The sequence below is a fragment of the Yonghaparkia sp. Soil809 genome (genome assembly GCF_001429705.1).
Classification (GTDB): Bacteria; Actinomycetota; Actinomycetes; order Actinomycetales; family Microbacteriaceae; genus Microcella.
In genome coordinates this window covers 526,769-544,576 of record NZ_LMSV01000002.1, presented here as the reverse complement: position 1 = coordinate 544,576, position 17,808 = coordinate 526,769, and the positions used below count along the sequence as shown (strand labels likewise).

General features: G+C 73.2%; 18 protein-coding genes. 6 read left to right on the top strand and 12 right to left on the bottom strand.

What is annotated here, in order from left to right; genetic code table 11:
* Positions 1 to 33 precede the first annotated feature (33 nt).
* Both ASG83_RS10065 and ASG83_RS10060 read left to right on the top strand, forming a co-directional pair.
* Positions 34 to 426 carry a DUF4870 domain-containing protein gene (locus tag ASG83_RS10065; protein WP_055860760.1) on the top strand — a complete coding sequence of 131 codons (393 nt, stop codon included), beginning with the start codon at positions 34 to 36 and terminating at the stop codon, positions 424 to 426.
* A 115-nt stretch (positions 427 to 541) separates the two neighbouring features.
* The gene (locus ASG83_RS10060) at positions 542 to 913 is read left to right on the top strand and encodes a DUF4870 domain-containing protein (RefSeq protein ID WP_235451451.1); all 372 of its coding nucleotides are present in this window, start codon (positions 542 to 544) and stop codon (positions 911 to 913) included.
* Positions 914 to 953: 40 nt separating this feature from the next.
* Here the strand turns inward: ASG83_RS10060 and hemW are convergent, their stop codons facing one another.
* Positions 954 to 2,192, bottom strand: coding sequence for a radical SAM family heme chaperone HemW (hemW, locus tag ASG83_RS10055; protein ID WP_055860753.1), 1,239 nt, complete (start codon positions 2,190 to 2,192; stop codon positions 954 to 956).
* A gap of 70 nt (positions 2,193 to 2,262) precedes the next feature.
* On the opposite strand from hemW, the gene ASG83_RS10050 reads away from it, so the two are divergent.
* Complete coding sequence (locus tag ASG83_RS10050) at positions 2,263 to 3,381, top strand: NAD(P)/FAD-dependent oxidoreductase (RefSeq protein WP_055860750.1); 1,119 nt, start codon at positions 2,263 to 2,265, stop codon at positions 3,379 to 3,381.
* Positions 3,378 to 4,091: an HAD family hydrolase gene (locus ASG83_RS10045; RefSeq protein ID WP_055860747.1), complete on the top strand. Its 714-nt coding sequence runs from the start codon at positions 3,378 to 3,380 to the stop codon at positions 4,089 to 4,091. The genes ASG83_RS10050 and ASG83_RS10045 overlap by 4 nt, the downstream gene beginning before the upstream one ends.
* A gap of 10 nt (positions 4,092 to 4,101) precedes the next feature.
* Here ASG83_RS10045 and ASG83_RS10040 read toward each other — a convergent pair whose 3' ends face one another.
* On the bottom strand, positions 4,102 to 4,470 hold the full coding sequence (locus ASG83_RS10040; protein ID WP_055860744.1) for a hypothetical protein: 369 nt from the start codon (positions 4,468 to 4,470) through the stop codon (positions 4,102 to 4,104).
* 97 nt (positions 4,471 to 4,567) lie between these two features.
* Entirely contained in the window at positions 4,568 to 5,485 is a 918-nt protein-coding gene (gene truB, locus ASG83_RS10035; protein WP_055860741.1) for a tRNA pseudouridine(55) synthase TruB, read from the bottom strand.
* A gap of 33 nt (positions 5,486 to 5,518) precedes the next feature.
* On the opposite strand from truB, the gene ASG83_RS10030 reads away from it, so the two are divergent.
* Positions 5,519 to 6,529: a ketopantoate reductase family protein gene (locus ASG83_RS10030; protein WP_055860738.1), complete on the top strand. Its 1,011-nt coding sequence runs from the start codon at positions 5,519 to 5,521 to the stop codon at positions 6,527 to 6,529.
* A gap of 180 nt (positions 6,530 to 6,709) precedes the next feature.
* Here ASG83_RS10030 and ASG83_RS10025 read toward each other — a convergent pair whose 3' ends face one another.
* The 4 genes from ASG83_RS10025 to ASG83_RS10010 are packed head-to-tail and all read right to left on the bottom strand — an operon-like array spanning position 6,710 to position 11,138.
* Entirely contained in the window at positions 6,710 to 7,582 is an 873-nt protein-coding gene (locus tag ASG83_RS10025) for an aldehyde dehydrogenase family protein (RefSeq protein WP_055860734.1), read from the bottom strand.
* Positions 7,579 to 9,090 carry an aldehyde dehydrogenase family protein gene (locus tag ASG83_RS10020; RefSeq protein ID WP_055860732.1) on the bottom strand — a complete coding sequence of 504 codons (1,512 nt, stop codon included), beginning with the start codon at positions 9,088 to 9,090 and terminating at the stop codon, positions 7,579 to 7,581. Before ASG83_RS10020 ends, ASG83_RS10025 begins: the two co-directional genes overlap by 4 nt.
* A gap of 3 nt (positions 9,091 to 9,093) precedes the next feature.
* Positions 9,094 to 10,107: a deoxyribose-phosphate aldolase gene (gene deoC, locus ASG83_RS10015; protein WP_055860729.1), complete on the bottom strand. Its 1,014-nt coding sequence runs from the start codon at positions 10,105 to 10,107 to the stop codon at positions 9,094 to 9,096.
* Positions 10,104 to 11,138, bottom strand: a complete 1,035-nt coding sequence (locus ASG83_RS10010) for a sugar-binding transcriptional regulator (protein WP_082515042.1) — start codon at positions 11,136 to 11,138, stop codon at positions 10,104 to 10,106. Before ASG83_RS10010 ends, deoC begins: the two co-directional genes overlap by 4 nt.
* 207 nt (positions 11,139 to 11,345) lie before the next feature.
* Between ASG83_RS10010 and ASG83_RS10005 the strand changes: the two genes are divergently transcribed.
* Positions 11,346 to 12,281, top strand: a complete 936-nt coding sequence (locus ASG83_RS10005; RefSeq protein ID WP_055860726.1) for an ROK family protein — start codon at positions 11,346 to 11,348, stop codon at positions 12,279 to 12,281.
* Between the two features lie 21 nt (positions 12,282 to 12,302).
* On the opposite strand, the gene ASG83_RS10000 is transcribed toward ASG83_RS10005, so the two are convergent.
* From ASG83_RS10000 to lepA, 5 genes are all read right to left on the bottom strand, one after another.
* The gene (locus ASG83_RS10000; RefSeq protein ID WP_055860724.1) at positions 12,303 to 13,601 is read right to left on the bottom strand and encodes a CynX/NimT family MFS transporter; all 1,299 of its coding nucleotides are present in this window, start codon (positions 13,599 to 13,601) and stop codon (positions 12,303 to 12,305) included.
* 74 nt (positions 13,602 to 13,675) lie between these two features.
* Positions 13,676 to 14,632, bottom strand: a complete 957-nt coding sequence (locus ASG83_RS09995; RefSeq protein ID WP_055860721.1) for a bifunctional riboflavin kinase/FAD synthetase — start codon at positions 14,630 to 14,632, stop codon at positions 13,676 to 13,678.
* Positions 14,629 to 15,063: a hypothetical protein gene (locus tag ASG83_RS09990; protein ID WP_055860718.1), complete on the bottom strand. Its 435-nt coding sequence runs from the start codon at positions 15,061 to 15,063 to the stop codon at positions 14,629 to 14,631. The genes ASG83_RS09995 and ASG83_RS09990 overlap by 4 nt, the downstream gene beginning before the upstream one ends.
* Positions 15,064 to 15,077: 14 nt before the next feature.
* The gene (locus tag ASG83_RS09985; protein ID WP_055860715.1) at positions 15,078 to 15,833 is read right to left on the bottom strand and encodes a DUF1990 family protein; all 756 of its coding nucleotides are present in this window, start codon (positions 15,831 to 15,833) and stop codon (positions 15,078 to 15,080) included.
* Between the two features lie 2 nt (positions 15,834 to 15,835).
* The gene (gene lepA, locus ASG83_RS09980; protein ID WP_055860712.1) at positions 15,836 to 17,707 is read right to left on the bottom strand and encodes a translation elongation factor 4; all 1,872 of its coding nucleotides are present in this window, start codon (positions 17,705 to 17,707) and stop codon (positions 15,836 to 15,838) included.
* Positions 17,708 to 17,808: the final 101 nt, after the last annotated feature.

The window sequence follows — 17,808 nt, the reverse complement described above, 5'->3', positions numbered from 1 at the left end:
ACTCGATCGCACGCATCGGAAGGCAGCACGCTCATGACCGACTCCACCCCTCCCCCGGCCGCGGCCTCCGCGGCGCCGCTCAGCGAGGCAGAGGACCGCCAGTGGGCATCCTTCGCCCACCTCGGCGGCATCTTCTGGATCCTGCCCTCGCTCATCATCTACCTCGTCTTCAAGGACCGCGGAAGCTTCACGCGAGTGGAGGCCAAGGAGGCCCTGAACTTCCAGATCACCGTCGGCATCGCCTACATCGCGCTCCAGATCATCTCCGCGATCCTGGCGGCGGTGACCTTCGGGCTCGGGGGCCTGCTCGGCTTCCTCGCCCCTCTCATCTGGATCGCCGCGGTGATCTTCTCGATCCTCGGCTTCGTCCAGGCCAAGGATGGGAATCACTACCGCTACCCGGTCTCGGTGCGCTTCATCAAGTAGTCGCGCGTCGATCGCTCAGGGGGTCCGGCCGGAGGCCGGGCCCCCTCCGCGTGTCCGGGCGTCGCGACGTCGCGGGGCATCGCGGGGCCGGCGGGCACCGACCATAATGTCGAGCATGACCCAGCAGCCGCCCGCGAGCCCCTACGCCGCGACACCGAACCCCCTGCGCCCCGAGGACGAGAAGACCTGGGCGATCCTGACGCACATCGGCGGCCTGTTCGTCCCTCTCATCGGACCGCTCATCGTCTACCTCGTGCTGCGCGATCGAGGCCCCTTCATCCGCCATCACAGCGCGACGGCGTTCAACTTCCACGTCACCATGACCCTCGCGAGCATCGTCGGAGGGATCCTGACCATCGTGCTCGTGGGCATCCTGATCCTTGCCGCGGTCGGCATCCTGTGGTTCGTCCTCGCGATCGTCGCCGCCCTCGCGGCGGGCCGAGGCGACTTCTACACCTACCCGCTCAGCATCCCGTTCGTCCGCTGACGCGGGATCCCGGCGCCCGCGCATCGGCGGTGCCGGGCCGCTAGTCGAGCAGGCGGCGCACGACCGCGTCGGCGAGCAGCCGGCCGCGCAGCGTCAGCACGACCGTGCCGCGCAGCGCGGGCCCGGGCTCGACGAGGCCGTCGGCGATGAGGCCGGCGACCTCGCGGCGGCCCGTCGCCGCGAGAGCGCTCGTCGGCAGCCCGTCGGCGAGGCGGGTCTCGAGCAGCACGCGCTCGACGCGTCGGGTCTCCTCGTCGAGCGTCTCGCGCCCGGCCGCCGGCGACTCCCCCGCCGCGAGGCGCTGCGCGTAGGCGGCGGGGTGCTTGACGTTCCAGAAGCGGACGCCGCCGATGTGGCTGTGCGCACCCGGGCCGATGCCCCACCAGTCCTGGCCAGTCCAGTACGCGCGGTTGTGGCGCGAGCGACGGGATGCCCCGCCGTCATGGGCCGAGAGCGCCCAGTTGCTGACCTCGTACCAGGAGTAGCCCGCCTGGCTGAGCCGAGCATCCGCCGCCTCGTACATCGCGGCGTGGAGGTCGTCATCGACGGGCGGCACCTCGCCGCGGGCGATCTGACGGGCGAGCTTCGTGCCCTCCTCGACGATGAGCGCGTAGGCGCTGATGTGGTCGGGAGCGTTCGCGAGGGCGACGTCGAGGGTCGCGTGCCAGTCGGCCTCGGTCTCGCCGGGGGTTCCGTAGATGAGGTCGAGGCTGACGGCGAGCCCCGCGGCTCGCGCCTCGGCGACGCGACGGGCGACGTTCGCGGGGTCGTGGGTGCGCTCGAGCGTCGCCAGCACGTGCGGCACGGCCGACTGCATGCCGATGCTGACGCGCGTGAAACCGGCGGCGGCGAGGGTCTCGAGCCCGGCGGCGTCGATCGAGTCCGGGTTCGCCTCGGTCGTGATCTCGGCCCCGGGCGCGAGGGTGAAGAGGCGGTCGACAGCCGCGAGCATGCGGGCGAGGTCGGCGGCCGGCAGGAGGGTCGGCGTTCCCCCGCCGAAGAACACGGTGCTGGCGGGCCGCGGCGGCAGGCCCGCGTCGTCGAGGACGCGCGCGGCGAGCTCGAGCTCGGCGATCGCCTGGTCGGCGAAGTCGCTCTGCTTCACGCCGCGGATCTCGCTCGCGGTGTAGGTGTTGAAGTCGCAGTAGCCGCAGCGGACTCGGCAGAAGGGCACGTGCAGGTAGACGCCGAAGTCGCGGTCGGCCGCGCCCTCGCGCACGCTCGCCGGGAGCGCCCCGTCGACGGGAGCGGGGTCGGCGAGGGGCAGGTCGCTGGGCACGCTCCATCCTCCCACCGAGCCGGCGCGCCGCTCTCAGCCGCGGAGCACGCGCAGCGGCGATGATGGGCGCATGACGGAGACGCCGACCCCGCCCGCGCTCCCCGACTCGGTCGACGTCGTCGTCGTCGGCGGCGGTCAGGCAGGGCTCGGCATGGGGTACCGCCTGCGCGAGGCGGGCATCCCGTTCGTCATCGTCGACGAGCGCGACCGCGTCGGCGACGTGTGGCGGGAGCGGTGGCGCAGCCTCGTGCTCTTCACGCCGCGTCGCTTCGCCGCGCTGCCCGGGAGCGCGCTCCCCTCCTCGACCGCGTACTACCCCAGCAAGGACGAGATCGCCGACTACCTCGCGCAGTACGCCGCCGAGCACGAGCTCCCCGTCGTGCCGCGCGCCCGTGCGTCCGCCGTGCGGCGCGAGGGCGAGGAGTTCGTGGTCGAGACCGCGCGCGGCACGGTGCGGGCGCGCTCCGTCGTCATCGCGACCGGCCCGTTCCAGTACCCGCGCGTGCCGCGCGTGGGCGCGAAGCTCGCCGCGACGGTCGCGCAGCGGCACTCGAGCGCGTACCGCGCACCCGAGGACCTGCCGCTCGGCCGCACGGCCGTCGTGGGCGGCGGGAACTCCGCCGCGCAGCTCGCCGTCGAGCTCGCCGCGACCCGCGAGGTCACGATGGTCGCGCCCGCGCCGCCCTGGTTCATCCCCGAGCGCATCCTCGGGATCTCGGTCTACTGGCCGCTGAGCCTGCTGGGGATCCTCGACTCGCCCGCCGAGAGCCGCATCAGCCGCTACATCCACTCCCGCGGCGACGGGATCCTGGGCACGGAGGCGAAGCGGGCGGTGCGCGCCGGCCGGCTCGCGCTGCGGACGAGCCGCGTCGTGGATGCCGAGCCCACGGCGCTCGTGCTCGCCGACGGAACCCGGCTCGAGGTCGACGCGGTGCTCTGGGCGACGGGGTTCCGCACCCACTACCCCTTCGTCCAGGTCGACGGCGCCCTCACCGAGCAGGGCGCCCCGCGCCACACGGCGGGGGTCTCGCCCGCCCCGGGCCTCTTCTGGATCGGCCTGCCCTGGCAGTCACGCCTCGACTCCTCGATCCTGCACGGGATCGCCGCCGACTCCCGCGACCTGCTCGTCGCCGTGCGAACGCACCTCGCGCGCGGCGCCCGCGCGGCCTCTGCCAGGCTGGACGGGTGACCGACACCCCTGCCGTCCCCGCGCCCACCACGATCCTCTGGGACGTCGACGGGACGCTCCTGTTCAACGCGGCCTCGGGCGGCGGCGAGCTCTACCACCAGGCGGTCGAGGTCATCGCGGGCCGGGAGCTGCCTCCACCGCTCGCGCGCGCCCACGGCAAGACCGACGGGCAGATCCTGTTCGAGATCCTCGAGGCGTTCGGCCTCGACTCCGCTCGGCACGATGACGCGGTCGCGGCGCTCGACGCGCTCTCGGTCGAGCGCGCGAAGGCCGGCGATCGGCGGGAGGTCGCCCCGGGCATCCCCGACGCGCTCGCCGCGGCCGCCGCCGACCGGGGGTGGGTCAACGCGCTCCTCACGGGCAACTCGGCGACCCGCTCGCGCGTGAAGCTCGCCGGCGCGGGCCTCGACCCCGAGCTCTTCGACTGGAGCCGCTCGTTCTTCGGCGACCGCGCCCGGGAGCGCCGCGACATCACGCTCGCCGCGCGCGCGGCCCTGCCCGACGAGCGGCTCGTCATCATCGGCGACACCCCGCGCGATGACGACGCGGCGGTCGCGGCGGGCATCCCCTTCATCGCGGTCGCGACCGGCGTCTACGACGTGGATGCCCTGCGCGGGACCGGCGCCCTCCTGGTCGTGCCGACCCTCGCCGACGGGCTCGACGCCGTGCTCGCGGTCATCGACGCGCTGCCGGAGTCGCCCGCGGCCTGAGGATCGCCGCCTACGCGACCTGCACGAACCAGATCTGCCCCATGCGGTAGACCATGACGGCGACCGCGAGGCCCACGACGCCGAGCACGACGGTCGACCAGCGCGAGCGGTCGACGAGCCCCCACACGATCGCGAGCGGCGGCAGCAGCAGCGCCGAGATCAGGTAGACCCAGTACTCGACCGGATCGCCCGTGGGGTCGTTGCCGACGAACGGCGCGACGATCGAGACCACGACCTGGGCGAGCAGCAGCAGCGCGACGAACGCCGTGAGGCCGTTGGTGAGGTCGCTCGGCGCCCGGCCGACCCCCCCGGCGATGAGGCACACGATGCCGACGACGACGGCGATGGCGACCTGCGCGGTCGTGAACCACTCGATCACTGCTGACTCCTGGCTGAGGGGGCGGTCGCGAGCGGTGCATCGCGACCGTGCGCTGCGCCGCGCCCGTGGGCTGCTGCGCGACCGGCGGGGCGGATGCTCACTCCGCGTCGATCGGGAACCCCACCAGCGTACGGCCGACGCCCCGGCGCACGCTCACGAGGGCCACGAGCCGGCCCGAGGCGTCGATCGCGGCGAGCGGCTCGACGTCGTCGAGCTCGGGCAGCGCGAGCCTCTTGCCGTGGCCGAGGTCGCGGGCCTGCTCGTCGGTCGCGCGGAGCACCGGGAAGAGCCGCTCGGCGACTGCGGCCGACGACTCGAGACCGGCGGGCCCCTCCTCGGCGAGCTGCTCGAGGCTCGCGGCGTCGGCGATGTCGAACGGTCCGACGCGCGTGCGCCGCAGGGCGCGCAGGTGGCCGCCGACGCCGAGAGCCTCGCCGAGATCGCGGGCGAGCGCCCGGATGTAGGTGCCTGACGAGCAGTCGATGCGCGCATCCACCTCGATCGTCGGGGGTTCGTCGGCCGAACCCGGACGGCGGCGCACGGCGAGCACGTCGAAGGCCGCGATCGTGACGGCGCGCGCCTTCAGCTCGACCTGCTCTCCGGCGCGGACGCGGTCGTAGGCGCGACGCCCGTCGACCTTGATCGCGCTCACCGCGCTCGGCACCTGCTCGATCGGGCCCGTGAGGGCGGCGACGGCGACGGCGAGGCGCTCGTCGGTCACGGCGTCGAGCGCGGAGGCCGCCGCCGGGTCGCCGAGGAGCGCGCCCTCGGAGTCGTCGGTCGTCGTCGCGCGACCGAGCACGATCGTCGTCTCGTACGTCTTGTCGAGGCCGACGAGGTAGGTCAGCAGCCGCGTCGCCGATCCGATGCCGAGCGTCAGCAGCCCGGTCGCGAGCGGGTCGAGCGTGCCGGCGTGGCCGACCTTGCGGGTGCCGAGCGCGCGGCGGGCGCGGGCGACGACGTCGTGGCTCGTGAGGCCGGCGGGCTTGTCGACGAGGAGGAGTCCGGTGGGCACCGCCCCACGCTAGCGCGGCCGTAGGATGCCCAGGTGCGGATCGCGGTCGTCGGGGCGGGGGCGGTCGGCGGCGTGCTCGCGGCGCTCCTTGATCGCGCGGGCGACGACGTCGTCGTGACCGCCCGGGGCGAGCACGGCGCGGCGATCGCGCGCGACGGCCTGGAGCTGTCCGGCGGCTGGGGGTCGCACCTCGCGCGCGTGCCCGTCGTCGAGCGCGTCGAGCCGCCCGTCGATCTCATCGTGCTCGCGACGAAGGCGCACGACTCGGCTGCGGCGCTGCGCGCGGTCTCCGGCTGCGACGGCAACCCGGTGCTCGTCGTGCAGAACGGCCTCGGCGGGGCCGACGCGGTGCGGGATGCCCTGCCGCGCTCGCCCGTCGCGATCGGCCTCGCGCTCTTCGCCGCGAGCCTCACCGCTCCCGGCCGCGTGTCGGTGACGGGCCCGGCCCCGCTCACGCTCGCGGGCGACGACGCGGCGGTTGCGGTCGCGCTGCCGCTCCTGCGCGCCGCCCTCCCCGCCGAGGTCGGGGTGACCGACGACGTGCGCGGCGCGCAGTGGACGAAGCTGCTCGTCAACCAGGTCAACGCGCTGCCGGCGATCACCGGGCTCAGCGTGCAACGGGTCGTCGCCCACGACGGACTCCGGCGCATCCTCGCGCGCGGCATGGTCGAGACGGCGGTCGTCGGCCGGGCCCTCGGGGTGCGGTGGGCGCAGGTGGGCTCCGTGGGCGCGGCCGAGGTCGAGGAGCTGCTCGCGGGCGACTCGGAGCGGGCCGAGGCTCTGCCGCGATCGCTCGCCGAGCGCATGGGGGACGTGCCGAACCCCGCCTCGACGCTGCAGAGCATCCGCCGCGGTCGGACCACCGAGATCGACGCTCTCAACGGGGCGGTGGCGGATGCCGCGGCCGGCCTGCGCATCCCGGCGCCGGTCAACGCCGCGATGGTCGCGCTCGTGCACGAGGTCGAGCGGACGGGCGAGTTCCTCGAGCCTGCCGAGGTGCTCATGCGCGTGCCGCGCGAGAACGACCCGGCCCGCACCGACTGACGCCGCGCGTCAACAACTCAGGACGAGCGCCCGCGCAGAGTGTCGCGCTGCCCGCAGCAGCGGGCCTGCGCGCGCCAGAGCGGCGCGGTAGTCCTGAGTTGTTGACGCACGCGCGCGGGCGCACCGAGAGGCGGGCCGGCTCCCACCACAAGAGCCGGCCCGCGGGCACGAGGGCGAGCGCTAGAGCATCGCCTTCGTGTGCCAGACCGTCTTCGTCTCGACGAAGGCGGTGATCCGCTCGAGGGAGGGCGCGGGCGCCCCCTCGACGGGCGGCAGGACGCGCTTGAGCGTCTCGGCCGCGGTGATCTGCAGGTCGACCCACGCGCCGTCGGCGAGGGAGCCCGCGCCGGCGAGGTCGAGCGCGTTGACGTCGGCGTGCGAGGCGAGCCACGGGGCGAGCTCGGCGGGCGAGCCGGTGAGCACGTTCACGACGCCGCCGGGGACGTCCGAGGTCGCGAGCACCTCCGCGAGCGAGATCGCCGAGAGCGGAGCAGCCTCGTTGGCGACGACGACGACCGTGTTGCCGGAGAGCACGATCGGGGCGACGACGGCGGCGAGGCCGAGCAGCGAGACCCCGGTGCGGTCCTGCGGCGCGATCGTCGCGACGACGCCCGTCGCGTCGGGCACAGAGAGGTTGAAGTAGGGGCCCGAGACGGGGTTGCCGTTGCCGGCGACCTGCGCGTACTTGTCGGCCCAGCCGGCGTACCAGACCCAGAGGTCGATGGTCGCGTCGACCTGCGCGCCGGCGACGGCGGCCGTGACGCCCTCCGACTGCACGATCTCGTCGACGAACTGCGCGCGACGCCCCTCGAGCAGCTCGGCGATGCGGTACAGCACCTGGCCGCGGTTGTAGGCCGTGGCGCCCGCCCACTTGGCCTGCGCTCCGCGGGCGGCGACGACGGCATCCCGAGCGTCCTTCCGCGAGGCGAGCGAGGCGTTCGCGAGGAACTCACCCGAGGGCGAGGTCACGACGTAGGTGCGGCCGCTCTCGCTGCGCGGGAACGCGCCGCCGATCGCGAGCTTGTAGGTCTTGGGCACGCTGAGCCGGCTCACTTCGCCACCGCCTTCCGGGCCTTCCGGCCAGATCGAGGGGATGCTGCGCTCGACTCGATCGGAGCCTGCCAGCCGCTCGCCTCGAGGTACGCGGCGAGACCGTGGCGGCCGCCCTCGCGGCCGTAGCCCGACTCCTTGTACCCGCCGAAGGGCGAGGCGGGGTCGAACTTGTTGAACGTGTTGGCCCAGACGACGCCCGCGCGCAGGCGGTCGGCGAGGGCGAGCATGCGCGAGGCCTTCTCCGTCCAGATGCCGGCCGAGAGGCCGTAGGGGGTGTTGTTGGCCTTGGCGACGGCCTCCTCCGGCGTGCGGAAGGTCAGCACCGACAGCACGGGGCCGAAGATCTCGTCGCGCGCGATGCGGTGCGAGGTCGAGACGTTGGTGAAGATCGTCGGCGCGAACCAGAAGCCGTTCGAGGGGATCTCGCACGCGGGGCTCCAGCGCTCGGCGCCCTCCTGCTCGCCGATCTCGCTGAGCGCGCGGATGCGGTCGAGCTGCTCGCGCGAGTTGATCGCCCCGATGTCGGTGTTCTTGTCCAGCGGGTCGCCGAGGCGCAGCGTCGACAGGCGCGTCTTGAGGCGGTCGACGAGCTCGTCGTGGATGTTCTCCTGGACGAGCAGGCGCGAGCCGGCGCAGCAGACGTGGCCCTGGTTGAAGAAGATGCCCGAGACGATGCCCTCGACGGCCTGATCCATCGCGGCGTCGTCGAAGACGATGTTCGCGCCCTTGCCGCCGAGCTCGAGCGTGAGCTTCTTGCCCGTGCCGGCGACCGCGCGGGCGATCTCGCGGCCGACGGGCGTCGAGCCGGTGAAAGCGACCTTGTTGACGTCGTCATGCGAGACGAGCGCGCGGCCCGTCTCCCCCGCGCCCGTGATGATGTTGACGACGCCCGCGGGCAGGTCAGCCTGCTGGCAGATCTCGGCGAACAGCAGCGCCGTGAGCGGAGTGGTCTCGGCGGGCTTGAGCACGACCGTGTTGCCGGCCGCCAGGGCGGGGGCGATCTTCCACGCGAGCATGAGCAGCGGGAAGTTCCACGGGATGACTTGCGCGGCGACGCCGAGCGCGCGCGGCGCCGAGCCGAGGCCCGCGTACTCGAGCTTGTCGGCCCAGCCGGCGTAGTAGAAGAACCACGCGGCGACGAGCGGGATGTCGACGTCGCGGGTCTCCTTGATCGGCTTGCCGTTGTCGAGGCTCTCGGCGACGGCGAGCTCACGGGCGCGCTCCTGGACGAGCCGCGCGATGCGGAAGAGGTACTTGCCGCGGTCGCCGCCCGACATGCGCGACCAGGTGCGGTCGTAGGCGCGGCGGGCGGCGGCGACGGCGCGGTCGACGTCGGAGGCATCCGCGCACGCGACCTCGGCGATGCGCTTCTCGGTCGACGGGCTGATGGTCGCGAACGCCGCGCCGTGGCCGTCGACGAACTCGCCGTCGATGAACAGGCCGTACGAGTCGCGGAGGTTCAGGATCGCCGTCGACTCGGGAGCCGGGGCGTACTCGAGGAAGCTCATGGTCTAGTCCACCGTCACGTAGTCGGGGCCGCTGTAGTGGCCGGTCGTCATCTTCTGGCGCTGCAGCAGCACGTCGTTCACGAGGCTCGAGGCGCCGAATCGCCACAGGTGCGGCACGAGCCACTGCTCGCCGACGGTCTCGGCGACCGTGACGAGGTAGCGCACGGCATCCTTCGACGAGCGGATGCCCCCGGCGGGCTTCATGCCGATGCGCTCGCCCGTGAGGCGGTTCCAGTCGCGGATCACCTCGAGCATGAGCAGCGTGACGGGCAGCGTGGCCGCGGGGCTCACCTTGCCCGTGGAGGTCTTGATGAAGTCGGCTCCCGCGAGGATCGCGAGCCAGGATGCCCGGCGCACGTTGTCGTACGTCTGCAGCTCGCCCGTCTCGAGGATGACCTTGAGGTGCGCGTACGACCCGTCGGTGCGGCGGCATGCCTCCTTGACGGCGACGATCTGGTCGAACACGAGCCCGAAGCGACCGGAGAGGAAGGCGCCGCGGTCGATGACCATGTCGATCTCGTCGGCGCCCGCCGCGACGGCCTCGCGCGTGTCGGCGAGCTTGATGTCGAGGCTGGCGCGGCCGGAGGGGAAGGCGGTGGCGACGGCGGCGACGCTCACGAGCCCCTGGTCGGGGTCGCCGTGGTGGGCGCCGAGCGCCTCGACCGCGTACGGCACCATGTCGCCGTAGACGCACACCGCGGCGACGCGCGGGCAGGAGGGGTCGCTCGGGTCGGGCATGACCGCCTTCGCGACGAGCGAGCGCACCTTGCCGGGAGTGTCGGCGCCCTCGAGAGTCGTGAGGTCGCAGGTGCGGATGATGGTGTCGAGGGCCCAGGCCTTCGAGCTCGTCTTGATCGAGCGGGTCGCGAGGTTCGCGGCGCGAGCCTCCAGACCCACCGCGTCGACGCCCGCGAGGCCGTCGAGGTGGAGCCGGAGCGCCTTCTCGGTGAGGTCGCCGCCGAGGAGCCGCACGGCGCGGTCGGCCGGGGCGAGGGCGACCGGATGGTCGATGGTCATGAGGAGGACCCTTCCGATGGAGTGGCGTGGTGGCCGGCGGGCTCGACGCGGAGGTCGGCCCCGGAATCGTGGCCGTCGAGGTCGTCGAGCAGCGCCCGGGCGGTGTGCTCGTCGGTCACGATGACCGAGCAGAGGCCGTGGGTGACGATCGCGCGGGCGACGGCGTGCTTCGCCTCGCCGCCGATGACGAGGATGCTCGTGGTCGCCTCCCGCAGCTCCTCCAGCCCGAGGCCCAATGTGCGCGCATCGAGCTCGGGGTCGGCGATCGTGCCGTCGGCGGTGATGTAGCGGCCGATGACATCGCCGACGGCGCCGCGCTCGCGCAGCTCGCCGATGTCGTCCGCCGTGAGGTAGCCGCTGTCCACGTGGACCGAGGACGTGTCGGCGACGCCGGCGCTGAAGAGGTAGGCGGCCGCGCCGCGGGCCATCTGCACGACGCCGCCGACGGTGCGGTCGCTCTCGATGGCCTTCTTCGTCTCGAGGCGCTCGAGGATGGCCGGGCTCGGCAGCAGGGTCGCCTGCCCTCCTGCCTTCTGAGCGATCATGACGGCCGTGCTCGCGGCCGTGCCCGGGCGCTTGGACAGGCTGACGCCTCCGTTGATCTGCACGACGTTGACGGCCGTCGCCCAGCCCACGGGCAGGGCTTCGGCGACCTGGTGCAGCGTGCGACCCCAGCTGACGCCGAGCAGGCGCGGCACGGGGCGGACGCTCACGAGGTAGTCGGCAGCGGCCTCGGCGACGCGCGCCTGCAGCTCGACCTCGTCGACCGGGGCCGGGACGACGATCGCGTCCTTCAGTCCGTAGCGGGCGCCGAGCTCGCGCTCGAGGGCGAGCCGTCGGGCTCGCGGGTGCACGATCTCGATGCGGATGATGCCGCGCTCGCGAGCCTGGGCGAGGAGTCGGCCGACCTTCCAGCGCGTGACGCGGAGGATCGCCCCGATCTCGTCCTGCGTCTTGTTCTCCTCGTAGTAGAGCTCGGCCGCGCGGACGGCGAGCAGCTCGTTCGCTGCCGCGCTCTCCGTGGACACCATGGTTCTCCGTCGTGACGTCGTGAGGTCGATTCCCGATCCGCCCCGAGGGCGGCACCGCTCCAGGCTAGGCGCGGTCGCGCGCCGGGACCAACATATGTTGCGCGCCTGCTCACATGAGCATCAGTCCGTCCGGTGCCGCGCGCGGCGCTCGATACGCTGTCCCTCTACACCCCCCGCGCGGCCCCGCGCAGCAGGAGAGGACACCCCGTGACCGACTACGCCCTCGCCGTCGACCTGGGAGGAACGAAGGTGGAGGCCGCACTCGTCGACGCCGCCGGGCGGGTCCTGCCGGGATCGCGTCATCGCCGCCCCACGGGCGCGACGTCCACGAGCGGCGAGCTCGCGGCATCCGTCACCGAAGCGGTGGAGAGCGCGCTGGAATCGGCCAGCAGCCCCGGCGTCGAGCTGCTCGGCGCGGGGATCGGCTCGGCCGGCCCCATCGCCGGCCGCACGGGGAACGTCTCGCCCCTCAATCTCGCCGCCTGGCGCGACTACCCGCTCGGCGAGCTCGTCGCCGACCTTCTGCCCGCCTCGCTGCCCGTCACGCTGCGCATGGACGGCATCTGCATCGCCCTCGCCGAGGTGTGGGTCGGCGCCGCGCAGGGCGAGACGAACGTCATGGGCATGATCGTGTCGACCGGCGTCGGCGGCGGCGTGATCCTCGACGGGCGCGTCATCACCGGCCGCAGCGGCAACGCCGGCCACATCGGCCACGTGCAGGTCGCGGGCTTCGACGACGCGTGCGCGTGCGGCGCGAGCGGATGCCTCGAGGCGGTCGCCTCGGGACCGCGGACCGTCGCCTGGGCGCGCGCGCAGGGCTGGTCGGGCGCGACCGGCGAGGAGCTCGCCGCCTCCGCGACCGAGGGGGATGCCACGGCGCGCGCCGCCATCGAGCGCTCGGCCGGCGCGGTCGGCCGGGCCATCGCGTCGGCCAGCGCCCTCGTCGATCTCGACGTCGTCGCGATCGGCGGCGGATTCAGCCACGTCGCGGACGACTACATCGACCTCGTGCAGGCCGCCGTCGCCGGCCACAGCGACTTCGGGTTCGTCACGAACACGCGCGTCGTCCGCTCGGCTCTCAGCGGCGAGGGGCCGCTCATCGGCGCGGCCGCCCTCGTGCACCAGTCGCACCGGGTCGACTGACGACGTCCGGCGCTGGCGCGGTCAGAGCCCTCGGCGCTCGAGCTCGTCGTCGATGGTCTCGCCCGAGCGCAGGAGCGGGATCGCGACGAGCGTCGAGAGGGCCGCGAGGAGCAGGATGACGATCGCGGGCATCCAGCTGCCGGTCGCGGTGCGGAGCAGCCCGAGTCCCAGTGGGGCGACCGCGGCGACGCCGTAGCCGATCGCCTGCACGAAGCCGCTCACGGTGACCGCGCGGTGCGAGGTGCGACTGCGCAGCGAGATGAGCGCGAGGCACATCGGGAAGAGGATCTGCCCGGCGCCGAGGAGGATCATCCACAGCGGGGTCGCGAGGGTCGGCGCGAGCGCGAGGCCGAGGAAGCCGACCGCGAACGACGCGACCGACCCCACCATGATCGGCGCGGGCGAGCGCAAGCGCGCGGTGACGACCGGCGTCGCGAGCGACAGCGGGAGCCCCACGATCGCGAAGAGGCCCAGGAGGGCGCCGGCGCGGCCGGCGTCGAGCCCCGCGAGATCCTGCAGCAGCAGGGGCATGAGCGCGAAGATCGAGTACGCGGTGACGCCCGAGATCGCGAACGGGATCGTGATCCCCCACACGACGCGCGAGCGGGCGAGGCGGCCGAACTGGCGCGTGTCGGGCTCGTCGACCGGGTCGGCCGCGATGTCGCCGACCGCGTCCTGCGCGTCGGCCGGGGCCGCCGGCGCCGGCGCGTCGACGATCGTCACGGGCTCCGTGATGACGGGATGCGGCGGTCGCATCGCGAGGACGACCCACGGCACGAGCGCGAGCACGCCCGCCGCTCCCCACATCGCGAGCGACAGTCGCCAGCCCGCCGCGTCGGCGACCGGCACGGCGATGAGCGGGGGAAGCGCCGTCGAGATCGACATCATGGTCGCGTAGGCGGCGGTCACCGCGCCGATGCGACCGGGGGCGTAGCGCTTGACGGCGGGCGGGAGCAGGATGTTGCCGAACCCCGCACCCATGAGCACGAGCAGCGTGCTCGCCAGCAGGCCGGGGTAGTCGAGCGAGGCTCCGCGCAGCAGGTGGCCGACGATCATCGCCACGACGGCGGCGAGCAGCGCCCGCTCGAGCCCGATGCGGTGCGCGACCCAGGGGGCGACGATCCCCGCCACCGCGAAGGCGACGGGGGGCACGACGCCGAGCAGCCCGATCGCGGCGGCGTCGAGCGGGATCTCCGCGTCGATCCGTCCCGCGATGGGCGAGAGACCGGCGACGGCGGTGCGGATGTTGAGGGCGATCAGTACGATGCCGAGAACGCCGAGAAGGCGTCCGCCGCGGGGCGAGAGAAGGCGTTCGGGCACCAGGCGACTCTACTGCCGGGCGCGGGCCGTCGAGGGCGCGGCGACGGCGGTCAGCGCCGCCGCGACGACGGCGGTCAGCCGGCCGCGGCCGCGCCGGGAACGCCGAGGACGCCGCGGATCTCCTGCTCGTCGCGCCCCATCTGGGTCGCGAGCGCGTCGGCGGACTCGAACTTCCGCATGCCCCGCATCCACCGCACGAACTCGAGCTCGACGGTCTTGCCGTACAGGTCCAGCGCGACGTCCATCGCGTGAGACTCGACGGTCTTGTCGGGCACGTCGCCGAAGGTGGGGTTGTTGCCCACGCTCGTCGCCGCCGGGTAGCGCACCCCGTCGACGTGGAGCCACGTGGCGTACACGCCGTCGGCCGGGATGTACCCCTCGGCGTTGTGCGCGAGGTTCGCGGTCGGGTAGCCCAGATCGCGGCCGCGCTGATGGCCCGGCACGACGAGCGAGCGGATGCGCGGGTGCCGCCCGAGGGCATCCGTCGCCTCGTCGAGCCGGCCGGCGTCGAGCGCCTCGCGGATGCCCGTCGAGGAGACCCGTCGCCCGCCCTGCTCGCACACGTCGTCGACGAGCGAGACGGTGAAGCCGAACCGCTCGCCCTCCTCGCGGAGCGACTCGACCGAGCCGGCTCCGCGCGCGCCGTAGCGGAAGTCGGTGCCGACGACGACCTCGATCGCGCGGAGCCCGTCGACGAGGACGTGCTGGACGAACTCGTCGGGGCTCCAGCTGGCGAAGTCGCGAGTGAAGGGCATCACGACGACGAGGTCGGCGCCCGCCTCGACGAGCGCCTCGGTCTTCTGCGCGACGCTGAGGAGCGGTGTCGGCGCCCGCTCGGGGGCGAGCACCGCAGCGGGGTGGCGGTCGAAGGTGACGACGACGACCCGGGCGTCGCCGGCGCGCTCGCGCATGCCCGCGATCACGGCCCGGTGGCCGCGGTGGACGCCGTCGAACTTGCCGATCGTGACGATCGAGCGGACCTCGTCGAGCGGCAGTTCGGCGAGGCCGTCGAGGACGCGCGCGTCGCTCATCGCGCCCCCTCCGTCACGGCGGCGGCGCGGCGGGAGCGGTGGACGCGGCGCAGCCAGAGCAGACCGAGGACGGGAAGCACGAGGGGGATGAACAGGTACCCCTGGCCGAAGCGCGACCACACCGTGTCGTCGGGGAAGAGCTCGGGGTCGACGAGGCTCGCAACGCCAACGGCGAGCACGCCGACGAGCTCGACGACGATCGCGACGACGGCGATGCGGAAGGCCGTGGCGCCGCGCGCGACGAGCGCGACCGTCGCGACGACGTAGACGACCGCGGCCGCGGCGGAGAGCGCGTACGCGACCGGCGCCTCGGCGAGCTTGGTCGCGATCTGGTAGCCCGAGCGACCGGTCGCGGCGAGAGCGAGCACGGCGTAGACGACGACGAGAACGCGGCCGATGCCGGACGCGGTCGGGCGGGGTTCCTCGGTCACGACTTCAGCGTAGGTCAGGAATCCTGAGGGTCGACGTCGCGCTCGGCGGGCGCGATCGCCGGGCCGGGGTCGGTCGGCTCGACGGCGAGACGCTGGGAGGGCAGAGGGCTCGCCCCGGGGATGGGCGCCGAGAGGGCCCGGAGGAAGCGCTGGGCGATCCGGCGCCGGGCGACGCCGAGCGCGGGGTTCGCGAGCGCCCAGCCGGGGCTCGCGGCACGCGCGAAGCTGCGCACGGTCAGCCAGATGCCGCCGTCGGACTCCCGCTCCAGCAGGAACGACTCCTCCCCCGACAGCGGATGCCCGGGGAGCGTCCCCACGGCGTAGAGGACGCGATCGGGGCCCTCCTCGCGCAGCACCACGCGGCCCGGAAGCGGATACAGCATGCGTCCCCCGAGCGCGGGGCCGACGATCACGGTGTCGCCGGGCCGCACGTACCGCTCGCCGGAGGGCGAGAACTCGTCGTCGGGCACCTCGAGCGTCGCGGCGCCCACGGGCTGGCCGGACTCGTCGTAGCTCACGGGCAGGTAATGCGCGGCATCCTGCTCGCCGGCAGCGGGGATGACGCGGACCGCGAGACCCGCACCGCGGTAGACGCCGCCGGTCAGGAGGCGCTCGACGGCGTGCTCCCAGCGGGCGTCGCCGTGGCCGACGCGGCCGCGCACCTCGAGCGGTCGGTAGCCCTTGGGCGGATACTGCAGGAGGTCGACGGCCTGCGTGCCGCCCACCGACCCGTAGGTGACGGTGCGCTGCTCGAGAGGTCGGCGGGCCACCGCTACTTCTTCTCCTTGGCCTTCTCGGTGTCGCCCGAGAGCGCGGCGATGAACGCCTCCTGCGGGACCTCGACGCGACCCACCATCTTCATGCGCTTCTTGCCCTCCTTCTGCTTCTCGAGGAGCTTGCGCTTGCGGGTGATGTCACCGCCGTAGCACTTGGCGAGCACGTCCTTGCGCATCGCGCTGATCGACTCGCGGGCGATGATGCGGGCGCCGATCGCCGCCTGGATGGGCACCTCGAACTGCTGGCGCGGAATGAGCTTCTTCAGGCGCTCGGTCATGAGCACGCCGTAGGCGTAAGCCTTCTCACGGTGCACGATCGCGCTGAACGCGTCGACCGCCTCGCCCTGCAGCAGGATGTCGACCTTCACGAGGTCGGCCTCCTGGTCGCCGGTCGGCTCGTAGTCGAGGCTCGCGTAGCCGGCCGTCTTGCTCTTGAGCTGGTCGAAGAAGTCGAAGACGATCTCGCCGAGCGGGATCGTGTACTTGATCTCGACGCGGTCCTCGCCGAGGTAGTCCATGCCGATGAGGCTGCCGCGGCGGCTCTGGCAGAGCTCCATGATCGTGCCGACGTAGTCCTTCGGGGCGAGGATCGCCGCCTTCACCATGGGCTCGCTCACGCTCGCGATCTTCGCCCCCGTCGGGAACTCGCTCGGGTTCGTGACCGTGAAGTGCTTCCTGTCGTCGGTCGTGACCTCGTAGGTCACGCTCGGCGCGGTCGAGATCAGGTCGAGGCCGAACTCGCGCTCGAGGCGCTCGGTCACGATCTCCAGGTGCAGCAGGCCGAGGAACCCGCAGCGGAACCCGAAGCCGAGCGCGACCGAGGTCTCGGGCTCGTAGTTGAGGGCGGCATCGGAGAGCTTGAGCTTGTCGAGCGCCTCACGCAGGACGGGGTAGTCGCTGCCGTCGATCGGGTACAGCCCCGAGAAGACCATCGGCTTGGGGTCGGTGTAGCCGGGGAGGGCGTTCGCGGCCGGCTTCTGCGCATTGGTGACGGTGTCGCCGACCTTCGACTGGCGGACATCCTTCACGCCGGTGATGAGATAGCCGACCTCGCCGACGCCGAGGCCCTTGCTCGGAACCGGCTCGGGGCTCGAGACGCCGATCTCGAGGAGCTCGTGCGTCGCGCGCGTCGACATCATCTGGATGCGCTCGCGCGGGCTGAGCTTGCCGTCGACCATGCGGACGTACGTGACCACGCCGCGGTAGGCGTCGTAGACGGAGTCGAAGATCATCGCGCGAGCGGGGGCGTCCGGGTCGCCGACCGGAGCCGGGATGAGCTCGACGACGCGGTCGAGCAGCGCCTCGACCCCCTCGCCGGTCTTGCCGCTCACGCGCAGCACGTCGGCCGGGTCGCCGCCGATCAGCTGGGCGAGCTCGCGCGAGTACTTCTCCGGGTCGGCGGCCGGGAGGTCGATCTTGTTGAGCACCGGGATGATCGTGAGGTCGTTCTCGAGCGCGAGGTACAGGTTCGCGAGCGTCTGCGCCTCGATGCCCTGCGCGGCGTCCACGAGCAGGATCGCGCCCTCGCACGCCGCGAGGCTGCGGCTCACCTCGTAGGTGAAGTCGACGTGGCCCGGAGTGTCGATCATGTTCAGGGCGAAGGTCTGCGGCTTCGCGCCCTCCTGCGGCAGGGCCCAGGGCATCCGCACCGCCTGGCTCTTGATCGTGATGCCGCGCTCGCGCTCGATGTCCATGCGGTCGAGGTACTGCGCGCGCATGTCGCGGTCGCTGACCACGCCCGTGATCTGCAGCATACGGTCGGCGAGCGTCGACTTGCCGTGGTCGATGTGCGCGATGATGCAGAAGTTGCGGATCAGCGTCGGGTCGGTGGCCGCGGGGGCGAGCGGCGTGAGGGCGCGAGGAGACATGTCGCGCCATTCTCCCACGCCCGCCGCGGGGCGCGATCACGCACGGGATGCCCGGGGTCGGGCATCCGCGCCGGTCGCCTCGCGCGCGCCCTCCGCGACGC